Below are 20,558 nucleotides of genomic sequence, written 5' to 3'. Positions count from 1 at the left end.
TCATCGTAAAGCAGCTGTCAGTTACCCCTGCACCCATACCTCCTCGCCCCTAAACGCGACTTTCCAGGTACGCAGCTTGACGTCCTCATCCTCTAAGCATTGGCCATCTTCAAGGCGAAAATGCTGCTTATAGAGTGGCGAGGCAACCACAAGGTTGCCTTTAACATCACCGATAATGCCGCGGGCAATGACGTTAGCGTTAGAAAACGGATCAAAGTGGTCAAGGGCGTAGAGTTCTTTCTCCTGTCCCTGGGAACGCTGCCTCGGTAAGTAGAAAATGGCCACTTGGGCAGGGCCTTCTGACGTGTTCAACCAAGCAGCGACGCCGGAAAATGCCACTAAGTCAGCTTTAGCGCAGAGCGGCTGCCAGGTGTCAGTGCTCACGGTGTGTTTGAGTGCGGTCGCGGTCATCAGTTACCTCATTAACGTTGTCTGGTTTGCGATTATGTAGTGTTTAAGCAGGGCATTAGTGTTTAAGCGGGACGTAGCTGGCCGCGCTCGGACGTCATAATGATTGACGGGTCGGGACGCGCATCGTTGACGAAACTACGGAAGCGTTTGAGTTTGTCTGGGTCGCTAATGGCGTTGGCCCATTCGCACTGGTAGCTATCGACAACATGCTGCATTTGCCGCTCCAGCTCGCTATTAATGGCTAAGCTGTCTTCCAGAATCACCTCTTTGAGGTACTCCAGGCCGCCGTCGAGGTTTTCGCGCCATACGGAGGTGCGCTGCAGTCGGTCGGCGGTGCGTACATAAAACATCAAGAAGCGGTCAATAGTGCGGTAGAGCTGCTCGTCATCAAGATCTGTTGCAAACAGTTCAGCGTGGCGAGGGCGCATGCCACCGTTACCGCACACGTAGAGGTTCCAGCCGTTTTCGGTGGCGATAATACCGATATCCTTGCTCTGAGCCTCGGCGCATTCCCGGGTACAGCCTGAAACACCAAACTTAATTTTGTGGGGCGCGCGCAGGCCTTTGTAACGATTTTCCAGTTTGATGGCCATGCCGACGCTGTCCTGCACGCCGTAGCGACACCATGTGCTGCCGACACAGGACTTCACCGTGCGTAGTGATTTGCCATAGGCGTGGCCGGTTTCAAATCCTGCCTCAATGAGCTCGCCCCAGATAGCGGGGAGGTCTTCTAAACGTGCGCCGAACAGATCGATGCGCTGGCCGCCGGTGACTTTGGTGTAAAGCTGGTACTTCTGGGCCACTTGCCCGAGCACGACTAACTTATCGGGAGTGATTTCACCGCCTGCAATGCGCGGCACCACCGAGTAGGTACCGTTTTTCTGCATATTGGCCATAAAGGTGTCATTGGTATCCTGCAGCGGCACGTGAGCAGCATCGGTGATCGGTTCGTTAAAGCAGGAGGCTAGAATGGACGCCACAGCGGGCTTGCAGATATCGCAGCCCAGGCAGTGGGTGTCTTGATTGCCGTGTTTTTCGATCAATTCTCTGAAGGTTTTGATGCCTTCCACGCGCACAATATCGTAAAGCTCCTGGCGGGTATGGGCGAAGTGCTCGCAAATCGATTTATCAACTTCTACGCCGCGGGCTTCTAGCTCGTGGTCGACCACGCTTTTGAGCAATGCGGTGCAACCACCACAGCCTGTGCTGGCTTTGGTCGCCCCTTTGACGTTGGCAAGGTCAGTGGCACCGCCATCAATGGCGGTGCAGATATTACCTTTAGTGACGTTATGGCATGAACAAATCATCGCGGTTTCCGGCAGCGCGTCTGGGCCTAGCGCTGGGGCGGCTCCGCTCTGCTGGGGAAGAATCAACGAGGCTGGCTCTTTGGGCAGCTCAATGCCGTTGGCGTAGTACTGTAAGAGGGTGTCGTACGCGCCGTTGTCGCCGACTAACATTGCGCCCAGCAGCTTTTTACCATCACTGGTTACCACCATCTTGCGATACACCTGGGTGATCGGGTCGAGATAGCGAAACATTCGCGCACCGGGGTTTTGGGTGCCATGGGCATCGCCGATAGAGCCCACATCTACGCCCAGTAACTTCAGCTTGGTGCTCATGTCGGCACCGCTAAAGTGTGTATCGCCGCCAGTGAGGGTGGAGAGCGCCGCTTTGGCCATTTGGTAGCCAGGGGCGACTAAACCAAAAATACTCTGGTTCCACAGCGCGACTTCGCCAATGGCGAGAATGGCGGGGTCGCTGGTGCAGCATTGGTCATCAATAACCACGCCGCCGCGCTCGCCAATGTCTAAACCGCATTCGCGTGCCAAGGTATCTTGTGGACGAATGCCTGCTGAAAACACAATCAGGTCGGTTTCCAGCACTTTGTCATCCTGGAACACCATGCGCAGGCGGCTGGTCTCGCCAGGTTCGATACGCTGGGTAGCTCGCTCGGTAAGCACCTGGACGCCCAGTGCTTCAATTTTTTCCTTGAGTAGCTCACCGCCTTCGTTATCTACCTGCATAGGCATCAAGCGTGGAGCAAACTCCACCACGGCAGTATCTAGATTAAGGTCGCGTAGCGCATTGGCGGCTTCCAATCCAAGTAACCCACCCCCAACGACCACACCGTTCGTAGCGTTTTCTGCTGCTGCTTGAATGGCGTCCAGGTCATCCAGCGTGCGATAGACTAGACAGCCTTCGCTGTCGTTGCCGGGAATAGGCGGTACAAACGGGAAGGAGCCGGTGGCCAGAACGAGCTGGTCATACGGGTAGCTGCCCTGGGCAGTGATGACGGTTTGCTGTTCGCGATCAATGCGAGTGACCGCCTCACCGCTGCGCAAAGTAATGCCATGGGTGGTGTAGTAATCGGCTTCGCATAGCGCCAGCGACTCCGCGTCGCGCCCGCTAAAGTACTCCGAAAGATGCACGCGGTCGTAGGCGCGATGGCGTTCTTCGCCAAAAATCGTTACTTCGAAACGCTCAAGCGCACCGCTCTCCACTAGCTGCTCGGCCAAGTGGTGGCCGACCATGCCGTTACCAATAATGATCAGTTTTGTTGGGGTTGCCATGATTATGCCGCCTCTGAGGTCGGTGGATGAGAAGAGGATGGAGAAGACGATGATGAGGAAGCAGGACTGTTCGCGTTATCAGCGTGCTCGGTTTGCAGTACCTCGGCATCGCAAGGGCCAAACAGTAGTGCTTGGCGGCAAGCCGTAAGGTCAGCACTTGCCAATGCCTGTTCGAAATACCAAGGACCGTGGCGGGTATCGCCGTAGAGCACCGCCCCTTCAAGTTGGCCATCGCGGAGTAGCAGGCGGCGGTAGTCGCCGCTTTCTGGGTCGCGGTAGCGCAGTACGTCGTGCTCGGGGCCTGCTTCGGTAGGGCCAAATGCGAAGAGCGCTACGCCGCTGACTTTCAACTTGGTAGCAGTAGGGGCTTCTTGATAACCATCCGAGGATTCCCCACACAGTACGGCTGCTAACACGTCAACCTGATGCCAAATCGGCTCCACTAGTCCATAGGTGTGCTGCTCAAATTGGCAGCACTCTCCCAGGGCTGCGATATGCGGGTCAGACGTGGTCAGGTGCGCGTCAACCACAATGGCACGTTCGCAGCGAAGCCCCGCTTGCTGCCCCAGCTCTACATTGGGCGTAATGCCCGCCGCGACAATCACACTATCGGCGGGTAAACGGCGGCCATCGCTCAGCATGACCGCCTGGACGTGTCCGTGGCCGTTATCTTCCAGCGCAGCTAGCGAGGCGTTTGTTTCGATGTGGAGACCACGCTTACTCAGAGTGTTCTCCAGCAGTTGGGCAGCGGTTTCATCCAACTGACGATTCATTAAACGCGCGCTGCGTTGAAGTACGCTAACCGAGAGCTTTTGAGAGAGTTCTTGAAAAGGCTCTTGAGAAGGCTCTTGAGAGAACGACTGCTCGCTGCGCTTACGCAGGCCTTCGGCGGCTTCCAAGCCCAGCAGGCCGCCGCCGATAACGACCGCATTACCACCACGTTGGGCGATGGCTTTTAGGGCGGTGGTGTCTTGCAAATCGCGAAAGCTATGGACGCCCGCTAGCTCAATGCCGGGAACGTTGGGTATCGTTGGTCGTGAACCCGTCGCGATCACTAAGTGATCGTAATCCAGGCAGCGGTCGCTCTCCGTAGTAATACGGCAGTTGTCGCGATCAATCGTTACTACTTTTTCGCCGAGAAGTAGGGTAATGCCCTGTTTGGCGTACCATGCTTGGTCACGGAAAGTAAGCGCATCGGTGGCTAGCTCACCCGCCAATAAGGGGGAAAGCAGTATTCGGTTATAGGCAGGTACAGGCTCTTCACCAATAACGGTGATACACGTTGGGCGCCGTGGATGGCGCACCAGCGCTTCAATTAGGCGATGGCTGGCCATGCCGTTGCCAATGATAATTAGGTGGTCGATAGATGCGCACCGGGAAGTGGTTTCCATAGGTGGCTCCTTGCATTCAGCATGTGTGTCGAGCAATAAAAAAACGCCCCTGACACTGCCCTTCGTTAAGAAAGGTGTGTCAGGGGCGTCGTTGCCCGTTAGCGTCGTTAAGTCACGTCGATGAGCACGCTGTGCAACCGCCGTTGGCTGCCGAGTTGTCTCATATGCTTAATACGCAGCAAAAAATTAGCCAGCTACTCCCTTGATATGAATTAATCCTTTTTAATCAGATGCTTGGTTTTTTGATGTGCCCACAAGCTCTCGCCTGAGTAAATAAGTAAGCGCACACTATTGGTGCGTTTGGCGAGTGCTGCGCACGGTCATAGAACGCTAGTGGGCAAACAGAGGGGGTTGAACGTGCTATCAAATGATTTGGTGGTTTTTATAAGATTTTGTTTTTGAATGTTATTTTGTTTTTTGTAGGGAGTTGGGCTTATTGATTGCAGTAATGTTGATAACAAGTAATAACGGCTCATTGCAGTGTATTAGCCAAATAAAACACAACGACAAATCGCAACGAACAACACTAACTGCAGCAAACCACTGATGAGTATGGCACCAAAGTGGGTGCCCCTGTGACAACGGCGTCCAGGCAGGCTTCTTTTGAGAAGCTCGCTTGGGCGCTTTTTGCTTTTTAACGCCGGAGGAAAACGCAATGCCAAAGGCTAATCGGCTCGCTGAAGGCGATATCCGCACCACGTGTCCCTATTGCGGCGTTGGCTGCGGAGTGAAAGCAACGATAGACAGTGGCAACGTCATCGCTGTGGAAGGAGATCGTGAACATCCTGCTAACTACGGGCGCTTGTGTGTTAAAGGCACGGCGCTGCATGAAACACTGGGCGCGAATGACCGCTTGCAACACCCTCGGGTGGATGGAAAAGACGTTTCCTGGGAGCAGGCGTTAGCCGAAACGGCACGGCGTTTACAGGCGCAGCGTAACGCGCATGGCAATCATACGGTTGCCGCGTATCTTTCGGGGCAGCTGTTAACGGAAGATTACTATGTGGCTAATAAGCTATTTAAAGGCTTTTTGGGCACGCCGCATCTGGATACCAATTCGCGGCTGTGTATGGCGTCAGCGGTGGCGGGCTACAAGCGCGCTTTTGGCGCCGACGCGGTGCCCTGTAGCTATGAAGATTTAGAAGAAGCGGAATTGGTAGTGTTGGTCGGCTCTAATCTGGCCTGGAATCATCCGGTGCTTTATCAGCGCCTGAAAGTTGCCAAAGAGCGCAACCCATTGATGCGTGTGGTGGTCATCGACCCTAGGGTGACCGATAGCTGTGAAATTGCCGATCTTTATCTTGGTATTCGACCGGGCAGCGATGCTTATCTGTTCAACGGGCTGCTGGCGTGGATGTCGGCGCACCGTCGACTAGACAGCCTCTACCTTGAACGGCATACCGAAGGGTTTAGCGAGGCATTAAACGCTGCTCAGCAGAGTGCCAGCAGCGTGAATGATGTCGCAATAGCCTGTGACGTCGACCCCGAGCGCTTAGAAACTTTTTACTATTGGTTTGCCAGCCAGCTGCATGTTGTCACGCTCTATTCTCAAGGGGTTAATCAATCCACCAGCGGCACCGATAAGTGCAATGCCATCATTAATTGCCACTTGGCAGGCGGTAAACTTGGCCTGCCGGGTGCTGGGCCATTTTCAATCACTGGCCAGCCTAATGCGATGGGCGGGCGAGAAGTGGGTGGGCTTGCCAATCAACTGGCGGCGCATATGGACTACCATACCCCCGGTGCGCTTGATCTGGTCAGCCGCTTTTGGGCCACTGAACATTTAATTCCTACGCTGCCAGATGCTCCCGGCCATAAAGCGATTGAACTGTTTGATGCCATTGACCGTGGGGAGATTACGGCGCTGTGGGTAATGGCAACCAACCCCGCCGTTAGCCTGCCGGATGGAGCAAAGGTACGCCGCGCGTTAGCAGCGTGTCCGCTGGTAATTGTATCGGAATGCGTTGCTAACACTGATCTGTTGCCCTATGCCGATATTGTGCTACCCGCGTCAGGTTGGTCGGAAAAGGATGGGACGGTCACCAATTCTGAACGACGAATCTCCCGCCAGCGCGGCATGCTGACACCGCCTGGTGAAGCCCAACACGATTGGTGGATTATCTGCGAAGTTGCTAAACGCTTGGGGTTTGCTGAAGCGTTTAGTTACTCCCATCCATGGGAAATTTTCGACGAGCACGCACGGCTCTCCGGTTTTGAAAACAGTGGCACGAGCAAGCGGTTGTTTGATATTTCGGGACTGGCAGGCAAAGGGCAGGCCGCTTATGATGCGCTCTCGCCGATTCAGTGGCCGGTTAATCAATCTGCGCCGCGGGGCACACCAAGGCTGTTTGAAGAGGGTGTGTTTGCCACGGCCAATGGCCGAGCCAAACTATTGCCGATTACGCCGCGGCTGCCAGAACAGGCGCTCAGTTCGACCTATCCGCTGCGACTGAATACTGGGCGCGTACGCGATCAATGGCACACCATGACCCGCACCGCCAGAGCGCCGCGGTTAATGAATCATCGGGCAGAGCCGTTTATTGAACTGCACCCTGTGGATGCGGCCAACGCGGGCGTAGCTGACCAAGGGCTTGCGATGCTGACGGCAGCTGAAGGTGAGTACCGTGGGCGAGTACGTATTTCAAACGCCCAGCGGCAAGGGGAAGTGTTTGTGCCCATGCACTGGACCGACTGCTTTACAAAGCAGGGCCGAAGCGGCGCACTGATCACTGGCTATACCGACCCCGTGTCTGGCCAGCCAGAAACCAAGCAGGGCGCAGTGGCATTAACGAATCTGCCCATTGATTGGCAAGCAACGTTGCTGGTGGCCAACGACCAAACCAGTACGGATACCCCCAGTTGGTGTGAAAACACTTATTGGTCGCGTATTCCTATGGGTCACTGCGAGCGCTGGCAGCTCGCTGATAGGGCACCGGTCAGCGATTGGTTGGCAACGGTGGAATCTTGGCTCGATGTACCCGCGTCGCTGTGGTGCGAAGATAGTGGTAGCGGCAGACTGCGCGCAGCAGGAATAGTGAATGGCCAGTTACGCTGGTGGCTAATGGTAGGGCCACCGCAAGAATTACCGGGGTTTGCTTGGCTTGAGGCGCGCTTTAACGACGCGACGCTAGACCTTCACCATCGCCAACGGCTACTGGCAGGTTGCGATGATGGTGCGGTAGATGCGGGCCCCGTGGTGTGTAGCTGTCATCAAGTAGGACAAACCACTATCATTAAGGCAATTCGTGGGGGCGATATTAGTGTTGAAGCCCTCGGCGCCCGACTGGCTTGCGGCACTCAGTGCGGCAGCTGTATTCCAGAATTAAAATCATTACTTGAAGAGGAGCGTCCAAATGCGTGCGCTAAGCAAACAACTCACCCAGAAATGGCTTGAGGCCTTTATGCGCCTCAGCCAGCGGGTGTTAGCGCCCTTTGGCCGCGAATCAGCCACGCGCTTAAGCCTTCCGCTTAGCGGCGAATGCCGTTCTGGGACAGTGTATTTAGTCGGTGCAGGCAGTGGAGATATGGAACTGCTCACCTTGAAAGCAGCGCGTCTGTTAATGCAAGCCGATGCGGTAGTCTATGACCGCTTAGTGGGTGACGATGTGCTGGGGCTGATACCGCCAGGCACCGAACGCTATTACGTGGGAAAAGCAAGCGGGCATCATAGCGTGCCTCAAGATGAGATAGGTGCGCTGATCGTATCGCTTGCCCAGGCAGGTAAGTCGGTTGTGCGTTTGAAAGGTGGCGACCCAGGCGTGTTTGGGCGCATGGGCGAAGAGCTGGGAGCATTAGCAAATGCCTCAATATCAGCCGAAATAGTACCAGGCATTACCGCTGCCTCGGCAGCCGCTGCGGGGATGGGTATTCCGCTAACTGATCGTGGCCATGCCCAGCAGCTGCGCTTTATTACGGCGCAACTGTGCCGGGAGGGCGGCACGCCGGACTGGACCAACCTTGCCCGTCAGGATGAAACCCTGGTGTTCTATATGGGACTTTCCAAAGTAGACGCTATCTGCCACGGCCTACGCCAAGCGGGACTGCCGGATACGTGGCCCATTATGTTGGTGGCCAATGCTAGCCAGCCCGAACAGCAATCATTGGTGGGCACGTTAGCGGACATGCCCGCGCGACTCGCTGCTCAACCGTTACCCTCGCCATGCCTGATTATGGTGGGCAGCGTGGTGAGCATGGTGGCAGACAGTCCTGCCGCGAGCACGCTGGCCACCAATGGTGATCAAACGTCATCGTAAAGCATTGGGAACTTGATCAATCTCATTTGGTCGTAGAAGCGGCTAAACAAATAGGAATGGCGGCAACAGTAGGGGCAGGACAAACTACTGCGCTGCCAGATAAGCGTTTGTTAATGTCTGTTTTTTCAAAGACTGTTTTTTCAAAGACTGAGGAGTACACCGTGAAAAAAGGCAAGATACGCGATAACGCACTGAAAGCGCAGCTGCGAACGCCCATGTTCAAAATGCAGCAGCAAACACCGAAAAAAGGTAAAGGCAGCTACTCCCGCAAAGGTAAAGCCTCAGAGCGAGGGCATCGCCAAGCCGCTTAACCAGGCGTTTTGGCGATGCCTTCCCCAGGCATCTTATTGCTCGGCCTTTTTACCGAGCAACTCTCATCAGCTTGGCCGACCTATTGGGTCGGCTTTTTTATTGATAACCTTCTGCCTGCAAATGAAATAACGAAGCATACCTTCCGTTGACTGTTAGCAGTTCTTCATGGGTGCCGCGCTCAATAATTCTCCCCTGGTCAATCACAATGATCTGGTCGGCGCTGCGCACCGTCGAAAAACGGTGAGAGATCAAAATCGTCATTTTATCGCGGCTGTGCTCGCGGAAGCGGGCGAATACTTCTGCTTCTGCTGCGGCATCCATGGCTGCAGTAGGTTCATCTAGCACCAAAATATCGGCATTGTGTCGCATATAAGCACGCGAAAGCGCGACTTTCTGCCACTGGCCGCCGGAGAGCTCTTGGCCATTTTTAAACCAGCGTCCCAGCTGGGTTTGGTAGCCATGTGGCATGCGGTCGATAAAGCTATCCGCCATGCCATCGTGAGCAGCTTGCTGCCAGCGTTTCTCATCGCCAAAGGCATGCGTATCACCCACACCTAAGTTTTCACCTACTGAAAGCTGATAGCGCACAAAGTCCTGGAAAATAACGCCCACCCGTTCCCGTAATGCCTGGGTATTCCAGTGATTAAGGTCGCTGCCATCTAGCAGAATTCGCCCATTGGTGGGACGGTAAAGTCGCGTTAATAGCTTAATTAGCGTCGTTTTACCTGAGCCGTTTTCGCCAACGAGTGCAATACTTTTGCCAGGGGGTAAATGCAAAGAAATATCGTGTAATACTTCGCTGCCACCTGGGTAGGCGAAGCTGACGTGCTCAAAGCGCAGCCCATCTCCTGGCGTTATGCCCTGGGAAAGATCGCCTTCTTCGGCGTCCGTTGGCTGCTCAAGGTATTCGTAGAGGTTTGATAAGTAAAGGTTATCTTCGTACATACCGCTGACCGCTGTCAGGCTTGCCGATAACGCTCCTTGGCCTTGCTTAAACACCATTAAGTACATGGTCATTTGACCCAGGGTGAGTGCTCCAGCGACCGTTTCGACCACCACCCAGCCATAAGCAGCATAAAACGTGAGCGTGCCCAGTAAGCCAAGGATAAATCCCCAGCTTTCTCTGCGCAGGGTTAACCGTCGGTCTTCGGCAAATAGCTGGGTAAAAATATCTCGGTAGCGCTGCAGAAAAAGGCCTTCTAAACCGAAAAGCTTTACTTCTTTAATACTGTCTTCCCTTGCCAATACCGTTTCCAGGTACATCTGCATACGGGTTTGCGGTGAACGCCAGCGAAATAGCCGAAAGGCATCGCCGGAAAACTTCGCTTCTGAGAGAAACACCGGTAACGCTCCAACTACCAAGATCAATAGCGCCCACGGTGAAAACTGCACCAGGAGAAATCCGAAACTGACCAACGAAATAGCGTTCTGTAGCAGTCCAAAGGTTTTATTGACGAGGGCGAGCGGACGGGTGGATGCTTCGCGGCGGGCGCGAGTGAGCTTGTCGTACAGTTCGGAGTCTTCAAATTGGCTGAGTGATAAGGTGCCCGCCTTCTCTAAAATCATCACGTTGACTTTCTGGCCTAGCAACGCACGTAATAGTGATTGCTGAGCAGCCAGCCCACGTTGAGCCAGGGCGATAAACGCAATAATCAACCCTTCCAGGGCCACCAAACCTAATACCGGGGTTAGCGTTTCCCACAGATTAGGTGAATTCGCTGCCTGATAGCTGTCCATTGCCGCCACGACGCCATCAACAATCAACTGACCAACCCAGGCGGCCACGGCAGGCAAAACCCCAGCGACTAAGGTACATAACGCTAAACCAAGCATCATCCAGCGGGAAGTTTCCCACACCAACGCAAGCGCGCGTCGGCTATAACGGAACACGCTAAAAAATCCGCTGAAAGGGGAGTGAGCGGGTACAGAAGGGGGTGGCGTCATTGATTAGCAACATAACCGATAAAAGTGGTTGCCATGATGCGATGCTTTGGCGTTGATAGCTAGCCTACTGCTGGGCAGTGCGTTAATTGCCCAGCAGTAAGTGAACCAAGTCGGTGCTGCAACGTGGAGCTAAGGGCAGGTAGCAGAACGTTTAAAGAGGTAATACCGCACCATCAGTGCGTGGTTCGGTCCCCCCTTGCAGAACACCGCTGTCAGGGTCACGCAGGATAATTTGACCGCGGCCAAAGCTAATTGAATCAGCCACTTTTACAATGTGATGTCCGCGACTCGCCAACGCCAAGGCAAGATGGTTGGGGAAATCGGCTTCAACCTCAACCGTTGTGCCTTTGGTCCATTTCCAGCGGGGCATATCTAATGCGGCTTGCGGGTTTAAGTGATCTTCCAGCATGGCCGTCACTACCTGCAGCTGTCCTTGAGGCTGCATATAGCCGCCCATGACGCCAAATGGCCCCACTGCTTGGTTATCTTTGGTAATAAACCCAGGAATAATGGTGTGATAGGTGCGTTTGCCGGGGGCTAATGCATTGGCATGTTTTGGGTCTAGGGAGAACGACCAGCCGCGGTTTTGTAGGCTAATGCCGGTGCCTGGCACCACCATGCCAGAGCCAAACCCTTTAAAATTACTCTGGATAAACGACACCATATTGCCGTCGCTGTCGGCGGTCGCAAGATACACGGTGCCGCCTTGTAAGGGGTTGCCATGGACAGGATCAACGGCCTGCTCGCCAATCAGTGCGGCGCGCGCTTTTAAGTAGCCATCATCTAGCATCTGCTCGATGCTAGGAGCCATGTCAGCACGCTCAGTAATGTGTTTGAAACCATCCATGTAGGCCAGTTTCGTAGCTTCGATGCGGCGGTGAAGAGTTTCTAAGGTGTTACCTGGGCAGGCTTCTAGACGTTCCAACATACCAAGTGCTTGGAGCACGATCATACCGCTGCCGTTGGGGGGAATCTCCCAAATGTCGTGTCCTTTATAGCGAATGCTAATGGGATCTACCCATTCCGGCTGATAGGCGGCAAGATCTTCTTTACGCAATAAACCGCCGTGTTTCTGGGAAAACGCATCAATAGCGTCTGCCAGTTCGCCTTTATAAAAGGCTTCGGCCTTGGTGTTGGCGATAGCGTTTAAGCTGTTAGCGTGATCAGGCGATGACCACATCTCATCCGGGCGTGGAGCGCGACCTTTTGGCGCGAACGTATCGAACCAGGGCTTGAAAGCAGCTTCACTATAAGCTGAGTAGGTAGTGAAAGCTTCTTGCCACATTTGATGAATAACGGGCGTCACCGCAAAGCCTTCTTCCGCCAAGGCAATGGCTGGGGCTAGCAACTGTGCAAACGGTAACTTACCAAAGCGCTCAGAAAGCATCGCCCAGGCGGCGGGGGCTCCAGGTACGGTCACTGGCAGCATGCCGTGGTTGGGTATCGTGTCATGGCCCAGTGCTTTTATTGCCTCAATGGTCGCTGCTTGAGGGGCTGGGCCACTGGCGTTGAGTCCGTGTAGTTTGCCATTCACCCATACAATGGCGAAAGCATCGCTGCCAATGCCGTTGGAGGTCGGCTCCACCACGGTGAGCGCCGCTGCTGTGGCGATGGCAGCGTCAATCGCGTTACCACCCTGCTGTAAAATGCTAATACCGACCTGGGCAGCCAACGGTTGGGACGTCGCAACCATGCCGCGTTTGCCAAACGTCGCCATCCGGCGAGAAGCGTTAGGGTAGTAGAGTGCATTGTTATACATACGAGTCCCCGTATTTTTTGTTAGCTAATAAAAAGAGCGCCGTAAACTAATGCGCCGATAACAACAAACGCGGGGTGAATGTTAAAGCGCACTAAGGCAACCGCTGCGACACCCCCCAGTAAAAAGGTATGCAGCATGCCACTGCTGTTGATGCTTTCCATGAAAAAACCAAGGGTTAGCCATGCCATCATCATGGCGATTACCGGACGAACCCACTGGCTCATGCGTTTGACACGCGGAGAGTTGCGGTGGCGATAAAGCAGCCCCAGCGCCCCAATCATCAGCAGTAAAGAGGGAATCACCGTTGCTGAAACGGCCACAAATGCTCCGCCAATGCCAGCGACGTCATAGCCGACGTAGCCCGCCATTTTAGTAGCAATAGGGCTGGGGAGGGCGTTACCCAAGGCCAGGGTTTCGGCGAACTCTTGAGAGGTCATCCAGCCATAACGGCCAACCACTTCGGCTTCAACAAGAGGAATAATTGCTGGGCCGCCGCCGTAGCCAATAATGTTAGGAATGAAAAACGCTAAGAAAAGCTCCCAGTAGATCATGCCGAGTCTTCCACGCGTTTTTCACCCGCAGGGCGCAGCAAGGCTGTTAGCAGGATGGCACCAATCACCCAGCCCGGATGCACACCTAGCCAGTAGATTAAACCGCCCGAGATTAACGCCATGAGAGTGCTAGTTAACCAGCCGAGGGCAGCGTTGGATTTGTCAAAGAAGTCCCACGCTAACTGCCCCATCATGACCATAACGACAGGAATGACGGCCTGCCCCATGCCGCGTATCCAGGCGACGTCACGATAGCGACTAAAAATGCCTAGCATCGCTATCATCGCAACAATCATCGGCAGAATAACGGCAATAACAGCGGCTGCGCAGCCACTGACACCCGCGACTCGGTAGCCGATATAGCCAGGCATTTTAGTGGCGATAGGCCCCGGCAGCGTATTGCCAATAGCTAACACATCGGCAAACTCCTCATCGGTTAACCACTGGTACCGTGTAACGACTTCAGCGCGTACCAGAGGTATCATTGCTGGGCCACCACCGAAGCCAAAAATGCCAACGCGGAAAAACGCCCAAAAAAGCGCTGTTTGTTTCATGTGCCCACTGCCCACAGTGGAGACATCTCAATTAAGAACATCAGGCGTGCCTACCTATCGTTTGTGTGGCAAAAAATCGATTATTTTGACTAAAATAGAATATAGGTGCGCCTGTTGTGGGGCGTCAACAGCTAGTCATAGAATCTCCTTAACTACCGCGTTCGCGAAGGATACGCAAAAGGAGCATGGAGTGAACAAACACATACCCCTTCCTACTGGTACGGCCTCCTCTAGCCCTATTTATGATGCATTGCGTAAAGATTTAGTGGATGGCCGCTTTGCCGCAGGCGAAAAATTAGCCATTAATGCGCTCAAAGAGCACTACCAAGTAGGGTTAAGCCCGCTGCGTGAAGCATTAAATAAATTGGCGGCTTACGGCTTATTAATCCAAGAAAACCAACGCGGCTTTAGGGTGCCAAAGCTATCACGAGAGGAGTTGGATGATATTGCCCGCTTGCGAAAAGAACTGGAAGGGATGGCCCTAGAGCAGGCAATTGCTTATGGCGATGAGGTATGGGAAGCCGACCTGCTGGCAGCGGCGCATCGCTTAAAACGAGCCGATATGTCGCTCGACAAAATTGACGAGTGGGAGCGGCTTCATACTCAGTTTCATCGCACCCTGGTAGCACCTTGTGGGTCTGTCTGGTTGCTGCGATTTATCGAACAGCTCCACGACCAGTTTGACCGCTATCGCCGTTTGGGACCCAAAATACCCGCTGTTCGCCAAGCGTTAGATGAACAGCATGACGAACTTGTTGAACTGGCGCTAAGCCGAGATGGCAAAGCGGCTCGCGCCCTAATGGAAGCGCACATTCACAAATCCTATGAAGTGGCGCTGGCGCGATATCAGTCGCATGTCTGAAGTATTTGAGGTTTCCTGCAGGTACACTGGAGCGTTTTAACAGTGGCTTTCGGCCACGCCACGTAAGGTAGTAGGTGCAATGCAAGCGGCAGATAACCAGATAGCGGAACAGACATTAGCATGGGTGCGCACGTTTATTGTTGGGCACAATATATGCCCGTTTGCTAAACGCGAGCTTGAAGGCGGTACTCTTCGGGTTGAGGTAGTGCGCTCGAAAAAAATCGACGTGGCATTGGAAGAGCTTATTGCCGAAGTGGAGTGGTTAAATGAGCATCCAGAAACGGAAACCACGCTACTGATATTTCCCACGCTGTTTAAAAACTTTGACCACTACCTGGACTATATAGAGCTTGCTGAAAATCTTCTGGCAGAATTGGGGTATGAAGGGGTCTATCAGTTAGCAACGTTCCATCCTGACTACTGTTTTGCCGATGCTGAACCTGAAGACGCAGCCAATTACACCAACCGTTCGCCCTATGCGATGGTTCATCTGTTGCGCGAGGCTAGTGTCGAAAAAGCCATTGCTTTTTACGGTGATACGGAGCAAATTCCTGAGCGAAATATTGCCCACTTAACCGAATTAGGCAGCGCCGCTGCTGAAGAGCTATTGCAACGCTGTCTTAAATGATCCGATGCCCTTTTTATCAAGCGGCCATTAAAGCGCTTTATACATCACGTAGCTATCAACGAATCCAAGGGATGCATGCCGGTAGGCATTGGGAATCGTGCCGACAATAGCAAACCCTAGCCGTTGCCATAGGGCGACGGCCACTTGGTTAGTGGCCACCACCGAATTAAATTGCATCGCTTCAAAACCATAGTGACGTGCTATCTGTTGCGAGTGCTCGCACATTGCGCGGGCGACACCTTTTCCTCTGGCAGCAGGCGATACCATATAGCCGCAGTTACAAACATGCTGGCCAGGGCCTGCTGCGTTGGCTTTTAGATAGTAAGTGCCTAGTAACTCGCCTTGGTTATCTGTTATCGCAAATGACGCCTTGGGCTGCTTACACCACAATGTATAAGCCGCTTCAAAGCTAATGTCTGGATCTATTGCATACGTTTCTTGTGCCACAACAATGGATTGAAAGTGTGGCCAGAAAGTAGCGAAGTCCTCTTGCGTCATTGGCGTAAAGCTAAGTGTGGTCATGGTTTTGGCGTTTAGTCGAGTGATTATCGAGCGACGTCTGTCACGATTTCGTAGCTACGCAAGCGGTCGGCATGATCATAAAAATCGCTGTTGATCATTAGTTCGTCGGCCCCTGTCTGTGCTTGAAATGCCTCTAGTTCAGCTTTGACCGTATCGGGTCCACCAATAATGGCTGCGCCTAGGAATTGGCTTACTTGAGAGCGTTCCATCGGTGTCCAGTCTAGCTGTTCAACGGGGGGCAGCGACTGGGTCGGCTTCCCTCGAATAAGGCTCAGGAATTTCTGTTGAGAGGTCGTTGCCAAGTAATGGGCCATAGCATCACTTTCTGCGGCGATAACGGGCAACCCTACCATGGCGTGGGGTTTATCCAAGTGCTCCGAAGGCCGGAAATTATCGCGATAAAGCCGCAACGCTTCAAATAAGTATCCCGGTGCAAACTGGGCTGCAAACGCAAAAGGGAGCCCGAGTTTTGCGGCTAATTGCGCACTATAGCCGCTAGAGCCGAGTAGCCAGATAGGTACGTGGGTACCCTGCCCAGGGACGGCTTTCACGCGCTGCTGTGGGTCCGCATCCGCTAAGTAGCTTCGCAGTTCATTAAGCAGTTGTGGAAAGTCATCGACGCCCGCCTGAGCATTGCGGCGCATCGCTTGCATGGTGGCACCATCTGAGCCGGGTGCACGGCCCAGCCCTAAATCAATCCGACCAGGATAGAGCGTTTCTAAGGTGCCAAACTGCTCAGCGATCACCAGGGGAGGATGGTTGGGCAGCATAATGCCACCGCTGCCCACGCGTATAGTGGATGTTTGCCCAGCGACATGACCAATCAATACGGCAGTCGCTGCGCTCGCGATGCCAGCAATGTTGTGGTGTTCCGCCAGCCAGTAACGCGTATAGCCGAGCTGTTCGGTCCGTTGTGCTAGGGATACGCTATTGCGAAACGTTTCTTCAGCGCTACCGCCTTGACGAATCGGTGCTAAGTCCAGCACAGAAAGGGCGGTATTGGCGAGTTGGCTCATGGGGCACCTGCATTAAAAAGCGTATGGACGGCTAAATTTACGGCGTTATTTATTAGCACGCTAGGTATCCCAGTGTTATGTGGGCATGCAAGAAGAAATGCAAGGTGCCATTGTTGCCCGTTCGCAGCGTCGGTTAGTCGGTGGGTGGCGTTGGCCGAATCAAAATCTCGTTCACATCGACGTGAGGGGGTTGGGAAAGCGCATAAATCACGGCGTTGGCAATATCGCGATCTTCGAGCGCATGCTCTGGTGGCTTATCAAAGAAGGGGGTATCCACCATGCCGGGTTCAATCAAAGTAACGCGCATTCCGGTTCCGCGTAGTTCTTCTCGCAGATTGTAGCCTATGCCGGTCACTGCCCACTTTGTGGCGCTGTACATCGAGCCTGGAATTGTGGTTCTCCCAGCGGCTGAACCGGTTAATAATACATGCCCTTTGCTCCGTTTTAGTGCGGGAAGGCATGCCTGAAGCGTTAGCCCTACACCGTAAATGTTGGTCAGGATCATTTCGCGCCAGGCGTCGTGATCTGCACCGCTAAAGCCTCCAGGAGAACCACCGCGCCCAGCGTTTGCAAAGACCGCATCTATACGCCCAAATGTTTCAAGTGCTTGATCGACCATTGCTTGTTGTTGTGCCATGTCGGTGACATCCAACGCACATGTCAGCACGTTTTCGGGGCCAAGCTCTTGAGCCAGTGCGGTGAGTTTGTCGGTAGAGCGGGCGGCAAGTATTAGCTTATAGCCTTCACGCGAGGCTGCTCGCGCGGTGGCGGCACCAATTCCACTTGAGGCGCCAGTGATCATTAGGACACGGTGCTGCATATCGTGTGCTCCTAGCTCATTCAGGAAAGGGGAGCTATTAGAATGGCTAATTGCCCACAGTGTTGCAAATGAGCTGGTTCAGCTAGTGTGCGTGTTTTTCGTCTTTGCGTTTGAGCATGGATGAGAGATCGAGTATCGACTGCGCCATGTCGGCCATGCTTTTACTTTGATCCATCGATGTTTTACGCAAAAACCGGTAAGCCTCCTCTTCGGTCATCTCCTGGTAGGCCATAATAAGGCCTTTGGCACGTTCGATGAGCTTACGCTCACGAAGTGCTTTGCGGGTATTTTCCAGCTCATCACTAAGACCTTGAAGATGGCTCGATTGGGCGTGAGCAAGCTCAATCAGTGAACGCCCTAATGGAGATGTTAAGGCGCTGGCCGTCAGCTCTCCTAAGGGTTGAGTATCGCTTAAGGCCAAGAGCTGTTCGCAAGGAGCGAGTGTTGGTTGGCTAAGGGGTGTTTTAGCCTTCTCTAACGTCGAATGCACCTGAGCAATTTTTCGATGGCATAACGCCGTTAACTGGCGATTTAGAGTGTCTTCAACGGCCTTAATGCTATCGATACGTAATGTGGTTAGTTCGTACCATGTTTCGCCAAGCGCTTTGTCTGTGCGGGTTTCTTGGTGAGAATATTGGCAAGCATGCTGGTAAGCAGTGTTGCGAAGCTGTTGAATCCCCGCGAGTGTTCGCGGCGAGAGAGCCTGTTGCCAAGCAAGCTCTGCCTCGGGCGAGGCAAACTCTTCAAAGGTATCGAAGCAGCGCTGCTGGTCACGTACTAATTGATTCATCAACTCGCGATGGGCATCGTCGAAATGCCCACTGGTAAAGCCAAAGGCACCGCAGGCACGTTCTTGCCCAGCGAGCTCTTTGCCTTGCATAAGGTGAAAAATAGCTACCAGTGCACGTGTGATGTCCGGGTCTACCGAGGTGTCTGCTGCTTCAAATACAATAGCGAGAAGACCGCTGATTAAGTGGTTAAACGCTTGAGTTGCCGCGTCAGGGGAGACTGCAAATGAATGGATTGCTTGTCGCAAAGTGTCAAGGTCATCCAGAGCAAGCCACACTGCAGCGATCCGCCTGAGTAAGCGTGCCGCTGCCTGTGGCCGTGCTTCTTCGGCAAGCGCTTCTAGTCGCTGGCGCATAACGGTCTCAGCTTCTTGGCTACGCTGTACAAATTCCTTTCGCCGAGTGGCAAACCGCTTACCTTTAGAGGCAAGATAAATTGTTGAGGCTCCTCGTTCACGTTGGAGTGCATGAATAAAACCACTAATATCGCCAACGATTTCTGAGGTAGTGGTTAAGTGGTGCAGACTGTCGATATCGCATCGAAGGGCGGTTAAGAGTAGCTGTTGGGCTGAAGACATAATGGTTTCCTTTAACTCCCCGCCTGAGATGAAGTCCCCCCTGTCGCAACAACGTGTCGCAAAAAATCGTCGCGGATAAAGCGTACAGAGGGGGTAAGTGAACACTAACGCAGCGAGAGTGCGCCTGCGTTCGTATCGTCGCCAACCGCATCACGATAGGCTGTTGCTTCTTCAGCTTCTGTAGCATCGCTGAAACGTACTACCAGTACACAAGAAGCGAGCACTAATACGGTAATGCCGAGGTAAAAAAGCCCTTGTTGATAACCAAGACTTTCACTACGGAACAGAAAAGCTGCAGATACGGCGCCCACGTTTCCACCCGCACCCACAATACCCGCAACAGCCCCCAGTGCTTTTTTATTAATAAAGGGCACCACACCAAATGTCGCTCCCTCAGCCATCTGAACAAACAGGCTAAATACCAGCATGATGCCGATTGCGAGGCTTAAGATATGCATTTGTGAGAAGGCAATGAGCGCTATTCCTTCACACACCAAGGCGATAAACAGCCAGCGGACTCGACCTTTTAAACCCCCTTGTTTGGCGAATAGGTCTGAAAAAACGCCACCAAGGGTGCGGGCAAAAATATTCATAAGGCCAAACAAACCAGCGATTAAACCAGCGGTTGCCAGGGTCAGGTCAAACTTGTCGAAGAAATAAATAGCGGCAATATTGTTGATCGTTAACTCAACGCCGAAGCAGAGCCCATAAACAATAAACAACGCCCATACACGAATATCCTTTGCGGCGGCTAGAAAACTTTGTACTGCACTATTTTCACCTGTGGCTTCGGGTAGCTCACCGCGGGCGCGCAGGTCGCTAAAATTGCCATCGGGGGCGTCTTGGGTAAACAACCAATATCCAATCCCGGTAAAGAACAGCACGACACCAGGCACCACCATCGCTAGACGCCATCCCAGCGTTTCACTAACGCCAAGCATTAGCAAACCTGAGAAGATCAACGGCATCAGAATTTGTGTGGTACCGCCACCCAAGTTACCCCAGCCAGCACTGGTCGCATTGGCGGTGCCAACGACATTCGGCGCAAACATCATCGTGGTGTGATATTGGGTGATAACAAAGGATGCACCGATGGCGCCGATAGCCAAACGAGCGAGCAAGAAGGTCTCAAAGCTATTGGCAAAACCTATGCCCATGACGGGTATAGCGCCTAGCATTAACAAGCCGGTATAGGTTTTACGAGGACCAATTTTGTCGCATAGCACGCCAATCAGCAGACGGACAATAACGGTAATAGCAACGGAGGCAATAATAGTATTGCCGATCTGCGTTTGGGTAAGTGATAGGTCTTCACGGACCACTGCCATTAGTGGTGCGATACCAAACCAGCCAAAAAAGCAGATATGGAACGCGAACCAAGAAAAGTGGAACGCGCGCATTTGAGGGGTGGAAAAGTTTAATAGCCGAATGCGGTTAGCTTTATTGCGAATGTCCATGGATGGCCTCACAGAGCACGATACGAGTGGGTCAAAACATGGCGCTTGGAAAGGCGCTATGTTGTTAACGAGAACATGCCTTCGCCATTGAAGGGCAGGTTCGACGCACTCGTACCCGTTGGGCCTGGTCCACGCCTACCAT

17 protein-coding genes are annotated in these 20,558 nt (G+C 53.4%); 5 read left to right on the top strand and 12 right to left on the bottom strand.

What is annotated here, in order from left to right; genetic code table 11:
• Nucleotides 1–21 precede the first annotated feature (21 nt).
• From nirD to L1X57_RS01370, 3 genes are all read right to left on the bottom strand, one after another.
• Nucleotides 22–411, bottom strand: a complete 390-nt coding sequence (gene nirD / locus L1X57_RS01380) for a nitrite reductase small subunit NirD (RefSeq protein WP_009722334.1) — start codon at nt 409–411, stop codon at nt 22–24.
• A gap of 62 nt (nt 412–473) precedes the next feature.
• A complete protein-coding gene (nirB, locus tag L1X57_RS01375; protein WP_009722335.1) occupies nt 474–2,981 on the bottom strand; it encodes a nitrite reductase large subunit NirB in 2,508 nt (835 codons plus the stop codon).
• 2 nt (nt 2,982–2,983) lie between these two features.
• Complete coding sequence (locus L1X57_RS01370) at nt 2,984–4,372, bottom strand: NAD(P)/FAD-dependent oxidoreductase (RefSeq protein WP_234667867.1); 1,389 nt, start codon at nt 4,370–4,372, stop codon at nt 2,984–2,986.
• Between the two features lie 655 nt (nt 4,373–5,027).
• On the opposite strand from L1X57_RS01370, the gene L1X57_RS01365 reads away from it, so the two are divergent.
• The 3 genes from L1X57_RS01365 to arfA all read left to right on the top strand — a co-directional run bounded on the left by L1X57_RS01365 (nt 5,028) and on the right by arfA (nt 8,936).
• The gene (locus tag L1X57_RS01365) at nt 5,028–7,766 is read left to right on the top strand and encodes a nitrate reductase (RefSeq protein WP_009722337.1); all 2,739 of its coding nucleotides are present in this window, start codon (nt 5,028–5,030) and stop codon (nt 7,764–7,766) included.
• The gene (gene cobA, locus L1X57_RS01360; RefSeq protein ID WP_009722338.1) at nt 7,726–8,625 is read left to right on the top strand and encodes a uroporphyrinogen-III C-methyltransferase; all 900 of its coding nucleotides are present in this window, start codon (nt 7,726–7,728) and stop codon (nt 8,623–8,625) included. The genes L1X57_RS01365 and cobA overlap by 41 nt, the downstream gene beginning before the upstream one ends.
• Before the next feature lie 161 nt (nt 8,626–8,786).
• On the top strand, nt 8,787–8,936 hold the full coding sequence (arfA, locus tag L1X57_RS01355; RefSeq protein WP_009722339.1) for an alternative ribosome rescue factor ArfA: 150 nt from the start codon (nt 8,787–8,789) through the stop codon (nt 8,934–8,936).
• Nucleotides 8,937–9,033: 97 nt separating this feature from the next.
• Here the strand turns inward: arfA and L1X57_RS01350 are convergent, their stop codons facing one another.
• From L1X57_RS01350 to L1X57_RS01335, 4 genes are all read right to left on the bottom strand, one after another.
• Complete coding sequence (locus L1X57_RS01350) at nt 9,034–10,881, bottom strand: ABC transporter ATP-binding protein (protein WP_039868684.1); 1,848 nt, start codon at nt 10,879–10,881, stop codon at nt 9,034–9,036.
• A gap of 151 nt (nt 10,882–11,032) precedes the next feature.
• Nucleotides 11,033–12,640: a gamma-glutamyltransferase family protein gene (locus tag L1X57_RS01345; RefSeq protein ID WP_009722341.1), complete on the bottom strand. Its 1,608-nt coding sequence runs from the start codon at nt 12,638–12,640 to the stop codon at nt 11,033–11,035.
• A 20-nt stretch (nt 12,641–12,660) separates the two neighbouring features.
• Complete coding sequence (locus L1X57_RS01340; RefSeq protein ID WP_009722342.1) at nt 12,661–13,191, bottom strand: chromate transporter; 531 nt, start codon at nt 13,189–13,191, stop codon at nt 12,661–12,663.
• A complete protein-coding gene (locus L1X57_RS01335) occupies nt 13,188–13,745 on the bottom strand; it encodes a chromate transporter (RefSeq protein ID WP_234667865.1) in 558 nt (185 codons plus the stop codon). The genes L1X57_RS01340 and L1X57_RS01335 overlap by 4 nt, the downstream gene beginning before the upstream one ends.
• Nucleotides 13,746–13,935: 190 nt before the next feature.
• On the opposite strand from L1X57_RS01335, the gene L1X57_RS01330 reads away from it, so the two are divergent.
• Nucleotides 13,936–14,607: a GntR family transcriptional regulator gene (locus tag L1X57_RS01330; RefSeq protein WP_009722345.1), complete on the top strand. Its 672-nt coding sequence runs from the start codon at nt 13,936–13,938 to the stop codon at nt 14,605–14,607.
• Nucleotides 14,608–14,686: 79 nt separating this feature from the next.
• Nucleotides 14,687–15,235, top strand: coding sequence for a DUF1415 domain-containing protein (locus L1X57_RS01325; RefSeq protein ID WP_009722346.1), 549 nt, complete (start codon nt 14,687–14,689; stop codon nt 15,233–15,235).
• A 27-nt stretch (nt 15,236–15,262) separates the two neighbouring features.
• On the opposite strand, the gene L1X57_RS01320 is transcribed toward L1X57_RS01325, so the two are convergent.
• The 5 genes from L1X57_RS01320 to L1X57_RS01300 form a co-directional block, all read right to left on the bottom strand.
• Nucleotides 15,263–15,757 carry a GNAT family N-acetyltransferase gene (locus tag L1X57_RS01320; protein WP_009722347.1) on the bottom strand — a complete coding sequence of 165 codons (495 nt, stop codon included), beginning with the start codon at nt 15,755–15,757 and terminating at the stop codon, nt 15,263–15,265.
• Nucleotides 15,758–15,780: 23 nt separating this feature from the next.
• Nucleotides 15,781–16,773 carry an LLM class flavin-dependent oxidoreductase gene (locus L1X57_RS01315; protein ID WP_009722348.1) on the bottom strand — a complete coding sequence of 331 codons (993 nt, stop codon included), beginning with the start codon at nt 16,771–16,773 and terminating at the stop codon, nt 15,781–15,783.
• A 133-nt stretch (nt 16,774–16,906) separates the two neighbouring features.
• Complete coding sequence (locus tag L1X57_RS01310; RefSeq protein ID WP_009722349.1) at nt 16,907–17,593, bottom strand: SDR family oxidoreductase; 687 nt, start codon at nt 17,591–17,593, stop codon at nt 16,907–16,909.
• Between the two features lie 82 nt (nt 17,594–17,675).
• A complete protein-coding gene (locus L1X57_RS01305; protein ID WP_009722350.1) occupies nt 17,676–18,959 on the bottom strand; it encodes a nitrate regulatory protein in 1,284 nt (427 codons plus the stop codon).
• Nucleotides 18,960–19,063: 104 nt separating this feature from the next.
• Nucleotides 19,064–20,416, bottom strand: coding sequence for a NarK family nitrate/nitrite MFS transporter (locus L1X57_RS01300; protein WP_009722351.1), 1,353 nt, complete (start codon nt 20,414–20,416; stop codon nt 19,064–19,066).
• Between the last annotated feature and the right edge of the window lie 142 nt (nt 20,417–20,558).

It is taken from the genome of Halomonas sp. TD01, from assembly GCF_923868895.1.
Taxonomy (GTDB): Bacteria; Pseudomonadota; Gammaproteobacteria; order Pseudomonadales; family Halomonadaceae; genus Vreelandella.
This window is presented reverse-complemented; position numbering and strand designations above follow the sequence as displayed.

What these genes read in the sequence shown, in the direction of transcription:
- nirD (WP_009722334.1), bottom strand. Translation starts at nt 411, where the DNA reads ATGACCGCGACCGCACTCAAACACACCGTGAGCACTGACACCTGGCAG.
- nirB (WP_009722335.1), bottom strand. Translation starts at nt 2,981, where the DNA reads ATGGCAACCCCAACAAAACTGATCATTATTGGTAACGGCATGGTCGGC.
- L1X57_RS01370 (WP_234667867.1), bottom strand. Translation starts at nt 4,372, where the DNA reads ATGGAAACCACTTCCCGGTGCGCATCTATCGACCACCTAATTATCATT.
- L1X57_RS01365 (WP_009722337.1), top strand. Translation starts at nt 5,028, where the DNA reads ATGCCAAAGGCTAATCGGCTCGCTGAAGGCGATATCCGCACCACGTGT.
- cobA (WP_009722338.1), top strand. Translation starts at nt 7,726, where the DNA reads ATGCGTGCGCTAAGCAAACAACTCACCCAGAAATGGCTTGAGGCCTTT.
- L1X57_RS01350 (WP_039868684.1), bottom strand. Translation starts at nt 10,881, where the DNA reads ATGACGCCACCCCCTTCTGTACCCGCTCACTCCCCTTTCAGCGGATTT.
- L1X57_RS01345 (WP_009722341.1), bottom strand. Translation starts at nt 12,640, where the DNA reads ATGTATAACAATGCACTCTACTACCCTAACGCTTCTCGCCGGATGGCG.
- L1X57_RS01340 (WP_009722342.1), bottom strand. Translation starts at nt 13,191, where the DNA reads ATGATCTACTGGGAGCTTTTCTTAGCGTTTTTCATTCCTAACATTATT.
- L1X57_RS01335 (WP_234667865.1), bottom strand. Translation starts at nt 13,745, where the DNA reads ATGAAACAAACAGCGCTTTTTTGGGCGTTTTTCCGCGTTGGCATTTTT.
- L1X57_RS01325 (WP_009722346.1), top strand. Translation starts at nt 14,687, where the DNA reads ATGCAAGCGGCAGATAACCAGATAGCGGAACAGACATTAGCATGGGTG.
- L1X57_RS01320 (WP_009722347.1), bottom strand. Translation starts at nt 15,757, where the DNA reads ATGACCACACTTAGCTTTACGCCAATGACGCAAGAGGACTTCGCTACT.
- L1X57_RS01315 (WP_009722348.1), bottom strand. Translation starts at nt 16,773, where the DNA reads ATGAGCCAACTCGCCAATACCGCCCTTTCTGTGCTGGACTTAGCACCG.
- L1X57_RS01310 (WP_009722349.1), bottom strand. Translation starts at nt 17,593, where the DNA reads ATGCAGCACCGTGTCCTAATGATCACTGGCGCCTCAAGTGGAATTGGT.
- L1X57_RS01305 (WP_009722350.1), bottom strand. Translation starts at nt 18,959, where the DNA reads ATGTCTTCAGCCCAACAGCTACTCTTAACCGCCCTTCGATGCGATATC.
- L1X57_RS01300 (WP_009722351.1), bottom strand. Translation starts at nt 20,416, where the DNA reads ATGGACATTCGCAATAAAGCTAACCGCATTCGGCTATTAAACTTTTCC.